Here is a 6,471-nt window from a genome sequence, read left to right as displayed (position 1 = left end):
CGTCTTGTTATCGGGCGCGCATCACCGATCGAATTCCGCATTCTCGTCCGCGCATTTCCGAAAGCCCCGGATCAGGCCGGGAGCAGTTTCACCTGGAGGCTGCTGATTCCGCTCAACAGGTTGGAATGGACCGGCTCGGGCTCGGCCGTGATGTGCATTTCGGCGACGAATTCCCGCAGCGCCTCCAGCATGGCGCCGACCTCCGTACGGCCCAGGTAGGCGCCCAGGCAGAAGTGCGGCCCGTATCCGAAGGTGGCGTGCCGGTTGGGGAAGCGCCGCAGGTCCAGGCGTTCGGGGCCGTCGAAGACGTCCTCGTCCCGGTTGGCGGAGGAGTTCCACAGCGTGACGATGTCGCCCGCGGCGATCCTCGTTCCGCGGACGGTGACGTCCTTGAGCGCGCTCCTGCCGAAGTGCATGGCCGGGCTGACCCAGCGCAGGATCTCCTCGACGGCGGTCTTGGTCTCTATCTCGCCGGCGCGGTAGGCGGCCCACTGCTCGGGGTGGCCGACCATCGCCGGCACCGTCCCGATCATGGTGAGGCGGCTGGTCTCGTCGCCGCCGATGATCAGGCTGTAGCAGTTGAAGACGATGTCGTCGTCGGTCAGCGGCACCCCGTCGATGCTGCTGGCGACCATCGCGCCGATGACGTCGTCCTTGGGGGTGCGGCGGTGCTCGGTGACCAGGTCGTCGAAGTACATCAGGATCTCGTTGCGCGCCTCCAGCGACGCCTCGGCGGCGTCCTCGTCGTCGGCGTCCACCTCGTCGCTGCTCAGCGCGGTCTTGGTCAGGTCGAGCAGGTGGTCGCGGTGCTCGTCACCCTCGGGGACGCCGAGCAGGTCGCAGATGGTGTTGATCGGGATCTTCTCGGCGACGTCCCGCGCGAAGTCGCAGGCGCCCATCTCGACGCCCGCGCGGACGCGGGCGCGGGTGTTCTCCCGCACGCGTTCGGCGACGTAGGACAGCGCGCGGGGCGAGAACGCCTTGAGGAACACGTTGCGCAGGTCCTGGTGGCGCTTGCCGTCGGTCACCGCGAGCATGCGGCCGGCCGCGGAGTCGCCGCCCGCCAGCAGCGTGGTCAGGACGTTGCCGCGCTCGGAGGTGAAGTGGTCGTCGTCCTTGTAGACCGCCATGATGTCGTCGTACCTGGTGAGCGCCCAGAACCCGGGACGGCCGCCGCGGGGGGCGTTCCAGAACACCGGGGCCTCGGCGCGCAGGCGGCGCCAGATCGCGTACTGGTCGTGGGCGCGGAAGGTCCGCGGGTCGGCCAGGTCCAGCGCGTCCAGATCGACGGGAAGGCCGGCGGGGATGCCCGCGGGGATGCCCGCGGCGAGCTCAGTCATCCGAGCCGCCCCCGTCCACGAGGATCAGGTCCATCTCGACGCCCTCGCGCAGCGGAGTTATCTCCGCGTACTCCGGCGAGTTGTACCAGCGCCGGGCGTGCTCGGCGCTGGGGAACCGCATGACCGACAGGTGCGTGGGGTGCCAGTCCCCCTCCAGCACGTCGAACGCCCCGCCGCGGATGGCGAAGCCGCCGCCGTACGCCTGGAGCGTCGCCAGGACCTTGTCCCGGTAGAGGGCCATCTTCTCCTTGTCGGGGATGGCGGCCACGTTGCCAATGACGAACGTCGTCATCGTTCCTCCCGTTCGTGTAGCTCTCCACTCATGAAGATCACCGCGCGGCCGTCCAGCCCCACGCGCTCGCCGCGCGTCGTCACGCGCACGCGGCCGCCGCGCGGGGAGCACTGGAACCCGGTCAGGCGGCGCCGGCCGAGCCTGGCGCTCCAGAAGGGGCCGAGGCAGCAGTGCGCCGAGCCGGTCACCGGGTCCTCGTCCACCCCGTGCCGGGGCGCGAAGAAGCGGGAGACGAAGTCGTGCTCCCGCCGTCCCCGGGCGGTGACGATGACGCCCCGCACGGGGAAGGCGCTCAGCGCGGCGAAGTCGGGCCGCAGCTCGGCGACCTCCTCCTCGTCGGCCAGCTCGGCCAGGTAGTCGAAGCGGTTGCGGCCCATCCAGACGGGCTTGGCGCCGAGCGCCTCGGGCAGCCCGTCGGGGACCTCGGTCTCCTCGGCGGGCTCGGCGGGGAAGTCCAGGCCGATGCCGTCCTGCCCCCGCTCGGCCGAGAGGACGCCGCTGCGGGTGGCGAAGCGCAGCGGGCGGGCGCCGTCCTCGCCCTCCCGCTCCCACAGCACGTGCGCGGCGGCCAGCGTCGCGTGCCCGCACAGGTCGACCTCGCCCGCGGGGGTGAACCAGCGCAGGCCCATGCCCTCCGGGGAGTCCGCCGGGGTGGACCGGTCGACGAACGCGGTCTCCGACAGGTTCATCTCGGCCGCCACCGCCTGCATCCAGCGCGCGTCGCGCGGCCGGTCGAGCAGGCACACCGCGGCGGGGTTGCCCTGGAACGCCGCGTCGGCGAAGGCGTCGACCACGTAGATCCTCATGGCGCGGGGTAGGGGAAGTCGGCGCCGAGTCCGAGTTCACGGGCGGCCCGGGCCGCGGCGAAGCCGGACACGATGTCCTGCGCGGCCATGCCGAGCGACTTGTACAGCGTGATCTCCGCCGCGTCGCCGCGTCCCGGGTGCCGTCCGAGCAGCACCTCGCCGAGCTCGGCGCGCACGTGATCGGGGCCGATCAGCCCTTCGGCCAGCGGGACGCGCAGGTCGCCCGACTCGCTCGCCGCCGACTCCCTGCTGTCCACGAACACCGCGCACCTGGCGACCGCGTCGCCGGACAGCTCGCGCGCGTCGGCGACCGAGGCGCCGACCGCGTTGACGTGCGCGCCAGGGGCGAGGTCGCGCCCGAAGACGACCGGCTCCTTGGCGGAGGTGGCGGTGCAGACCAGGTCGGCGCCCGCCAGCGCCTCCCCGGCCGTGGGCGTCACCTCGACGGGGACCGCCAGCCAGGACGCGGCCCAGCGCCGGAAGTCCTCGGCCCGCCCTTCCGTGGGGCTGTACACGCGGACCCTGCGCAGGTCGCGCACGAGCGCGAGGGCTTCGAGGTGCGAGCGGGCCTGCACGCCCGACCCGATGACGGCCAGGTCGCCGGCGCCGGGGAGCGCCAGCGTGTCGGTGGCCACCGCCGAGACGGCGGCGGTGCGGATCGCGGTCAGCTCGGCGCCGTCCAGCAGCGCCAGCGGGTACCCGGTCTCGGGGTCGAAGACCAGGACCACGCCGATGTGCACGGGCAGGCCCCTGTCCCGGTTGCCGGGCCGCAGCATGATCGCCTTGAGGCCGTATCCGGGCAGGTCGCCGGTGACGTGGCAGGGCATGGAGGCGAAGACGCCGCCCTCGCCCGGGGGCCGCAGGATGGTGCGCAGCGGCTGGGTGACCTCTCCCCCGCTGTAGGAGCGCATGACGCCGGCCATCAGGCCGATCGCCCGCTCCATGGGCAGGGCCTTGCGCACCGCCCCGCTATCGAGGAACAACATCGGCGTTCTCCCTGTGGATGTCGGCGGCGGTGGCGTCCAGGTCGTCCAGGACGAACACCGACCAGACCATGCGGATGGGCCGGGTACGCGAGATGAACTCCAGGCCGTAGTGGTCCACGGCCGGGGCCGTGGTGAGCGCCAGGTCGCTGAACCCGCCGCTCGCGGCCATGGCCGCCGCGCTGGTCGAGTTCATGATCATGACCTTGCCCTGCGCGAACGGCGCGGGCAGCAACTGGGCGATCAGCGGGGCGGGCGCCGGGTGCGTGGCGATCGACGGCCGCACGGGCAGGGCGTCGTTGCCGCGCGACTTGGCGAGCCCGTACAGCGGGGTGTCCATGATGAACGCCCCCGCCAGGGCCAGCCGCGTGTCCATGTAGAACTCGTTGACCGCCCGGTAGGCGTTGGCCACGATGAAGTGGCTGATGTCCCGGTTGAGCAGGGCGTCGCATGCCCCCTCGTAGGTGTCGTACAGCGAGAGCTGCGGTTCGCTCGGCAGCTCGGAGAGCTTCTCCCACAGCAGGGTGGCGGCCGTCTCGCTGCTCGTCCCCGCGGGGCCGAGCGTTCCTATCTCCTTCAGCACCACCCGGCTCAGCGCGTCGATCTCCATCCACCCGAGCAGTTCCATCCCGCTCGCTCCTTTCATGCCGGTCGCTCCACTGGCTCGCCCCTGTTTGAGTCCGGCACACCCGGTTCCACCGCGGTCAGCCACCCGCGGGCGTCCTCCCGCTCGGCCCTGACCACCTGGCGGTAGCGCTCCACGAGCCGGGAGGTGACCGGGCCGGGCTCCCCGGTCCCGATCGGCCTGCCGTTGACCACGATCACCGGGGTGAGGCCGACGCCGGTGCCGGTGAGGAAGACCTCGTCGGCCAGCAGCAGGTCGGCGGGGTGCAGCGGCCGCTCGGCGGCGGTCAGGCCGAGGTCGGCCGCCAGCGTGAGCACCGTGTCCCTGGTGATGCCGGGCAGGATGTCGGCGTCGGGCGGCGGCGTGAGCAGGGCGCCGCCGCGCACCGCGAAGACGTTGGCCGTGCTGGCCTCGGCGACCTGCCCGGCGTCGTTGAGCAGGATCGCGTCGTCGTAGCCGGCCGCGCGCGCGTCCTCGACGGCCAGCGCGCTGTTGACGTACCCGCCGGTGATCTTGGCCTGGACGGGGACGGCCGCGCGCGAGGGCCTGCGCCACGAGCTGACCAGGCACCGGACGCCGCCCGGCGGGGTGTAGGCGCCCAGGCGGGAGGCGACGATCGTGACGGCGTCGGAGATCCCGCCCAGGCCCACCCCCGGCGGGGTGCCCGGCAGCAGGCCGAGCTTGTAGGCCAGCGGCCGGATGTAGACGTCGCCCATGTCGCCGTTGCGGCGCAGCAGCTCCACGGTGAGGTCGGCCAGCTCGTCGGCGCTCAGTCCCACCTCGATGCGCAGCAGCCGGCACGACCGCAGGAAGCGGCGGTAGTGGTCGCGCACCCGGAACAGGTGCACCCGCCCGCCGCCCGCGGCCGCGTGCGCCCTGATGCCCTCGAACGCCCCGGTGCCGTAGTGCAGGCCCTGGGTGGTCGGCGGCAGGCGGACGTCGTCGAAGCGGACGAACCCCCCTTCGTTCTGGACGCGGTGGTAGACCCAGCGGCCCGGCAGCGGCCGCATCACCCTCTCCTCGCGGCCAGGGCGAGGGCGGCGCGGGACTCGCGGTCGTCGCGGGCCGGCTCGTCGCCGCGGCCGTCCACCACGCGGGCGGCCTTCCAGCTCACCATCGCGCCCGTGCTCGTGATGCTCCCCGGGTCGCCGAAGGAGACGACCAGCTCGGTGCCGAGCACCTCGCGGCACTCCTCCTGGGCCAGCACCAGGCCCGGGTGGCTCTCGGAGGCGCCGTGCAGCATCAGGTCGACCCGGTCCTCGCCGAGGGGCGTGCGCTCCAGCCTGATCTGGTAGTCCATGAAGCCGCCCACGTGCCGCAGCAGCAGGTCCTCCAGGTCGTAGCCGGTGACGGCGTGGCCGTTCAGCATGATCTGGTCGCCCACCCGGCCGAGCACCTCCACGCGCGGCGCGGGGATCGTCGCGCCCGGCGCCACCGGGTGCATGCGCACCATGTCGCCGGTCCGGTAGCGCACCAGCGGCTTGGCGCCCTGGTAGAGGTTGGTGATCACCAGCTCGCCCTGGCGCACGCCGGCGCCGTCGGCCCGCGCGGGCCGCAGCGTCACCGGGTCGATGACCTCGTAGTGGTTGATGAGCGGCGCGGTGTACAGGCCGCCGTCCGCGCCCGAGGCGGCGAGGACGGAGGCCTCCTGCGAGGCGTACAGGGCGTTGTAGGCGCGCGCGCCCCACAGGGCGCCGATCCCGGCGAGCAGGCTCGGCGAGGCCAGCTCGCCGGTGAGCATGAGCACGTCCAGCGAGAAGTCGGCGGCCGGGTCCAGGCCGGCCTCCCTGGCCTTCTTGGCCAGCGACAGCGCCATGCCGGGCGTCGCGAACAGCCCGGTGACGGGCAGCATGCGCATGACCTCGAGGGCGCGGTCGAAGCCGATCATCGGCGAGTGCGGCCACATCTTGGCGACGGCGATGCCGAGGTTGCGGCACACGTCGCCGAAGGTGTCGCCGGTCGCGTGCAGCTCCGAGGGGCCGGAGACCCCGACGACCTGCCGGTCGCCGTACTGGTCGAACACCGTCTGGTAGTAGGCGGTGAGCACGGTGTTGTTGTGCAGGGTGTCGGTGTTGTCGCGCGGGCAGGGGGTGGCCCTGCCGGTGGTGCCGGTGGTCTCGTAGAAGATCCACGCCTCGTGCATCGGGCGGGACAGCATGTCGAACTGCGCGTCGCGCAGGTCCTGTTTGGTGGTGAAGGGCAGCGAGCCCAGGTCGTCGTCCTCGGCCGCCCCGTCGAGCCTGGCGCGGTAGAACGGGGAGCGCTCCTTGACGTAGGAGATGGTCTGGCGGAGCAGGCGGGCCTGGTGCGCCGCCACGCGCGCCTCGTCCCACTCCCCGGCCAGGAACTCCCGGTGCAGATCCCGCAGCGACCTGGCCATCTCGTCGAGCTCGGGGTGGTGAATCGTGAACATCGAAAGCCTCGT

7 protein-coding genes are annotated in these 6,471 nt (G+C 72.6%); all 7 read right to left on the bottom strand.

Features of this window, described 5'->3' with window-relative positions; all coding sequences use genetic code 11:
- Positions 1–71: 71 nt before the first annotated feature.
- Genes ACFQSB_RS30645 through ACFQSB_RS30615 form a run of 7 tightly spaced genes read right to left on the bottom strand, consistent with a single transcriptional unit; the run spans position 72 to position 6,459 of the window.
- Complete coding sequence (locus ACFQSB_RS30645; RefSeq protein WP_380830319.1) at positions 72–1,340, bottom strand: cytochrome P450; 1,269 nt, start codon at positions 1,338–1,340, stop codon at positions 72–74.
- A complete protein-coding gene (locus ACFQSB_RS30640; RefSeq protein WP_354848127.1) occupies positions 1,333–1,632 on the bottom strand; it encodes a DUF1330 domain-containing protein in 300 nt (99 codons plus the stop codon). Before ACFQSB_RS30640 ends, ACFQSB_RS30645 begins: the two co-directional genes overlap by 8 nt.
- Positions 1,629–2,438: a PhzF family phenazine biosynthesis protein gene (locus ACFQSB_RS30635; RefSeq protein ID WP_380830318.1), complete on the bottom strand. Its 810-nt coding sequence runs from the start codon at positions 2,436–2,438 to the stop codon at positions 1,629–1,631. The genes ACFQSB_RS30640 and ACFQSB_RS30635 overlap by 4 nt, the downstream gene beginning before the upstream one ends.
- Entirely contained in the window at positions 2,435–3,424 is a 990-nt protein-coding gene (locus tag ACFQSB_RS30630) for an ornithine cyclodeaminase family protein (protein ID WP_380830317.1), read from the bottom strand. The genes ACFQSB_RS30635 and ACFQSB_RS30630 overlap by 4 nt, the downstream gene beginning before the upstream one ends.
- Positions 3,408–4,049 (bottom strand): hypothetical protein, encoded by a 642-nt coding sequence (locus ACFQSB_RS30625; protein ID WP_354922354.1) that lies wholly within the window; start codon positions 4,047–4,049, stop codon positions 3,408–3,410. The genes ACFQSB_RS30630 and ACFQSB_RS30625 overlap by 17 nt, the downstream gene beginning before the upstream one ends.
- Before the next feature lie 14 nt (positions 4,050–4,063).
- Positions 4,064–5,056: a branched-chain amino acid transaminase gene (locus ACFQSB_RS30620; RefSeq protein ID WP_380830316.1), complete on the bottom strand. Its 993-nt coding sequence runs from the start codon at positions 5,054–5,056 to the stop codon at positions 4,064–4,066.
- Positions 5,056–6,459: a phenylacetate--CoA ligase family protein gene (locus ACFQSB_RS30615; RefSeq protein WP_380830315.1), complete on the bottom strand. Its 1,404-nt coding sequence runs from the start codon at positions 6,457–6,459 to the stop codon at positions 5,056–5,058. The genes ACFQSB_RS30620 and ACFQSB_RS30615 overlap by 1 nt, the downstream gene beginning before the upstream one ends.
- Between the last annotated feature and the right edge of the window lie 12 nt (positions 6,460–6,471).

Origin of the sequence: Sphaerisporangium rhizosphaerae (assembly GCF_042665155.1) — a bacterium.
Lineage (GTDB): Bacteria > Actinomycetota > Actinomycetes > Streptosporangiales > Streptosporangiaceae > Sphaerisporangium > Sphaerisporangium rhizosphaerae.
This window is presented reverse-complemented; position numbering and strand designations above follow the sequence as displayed.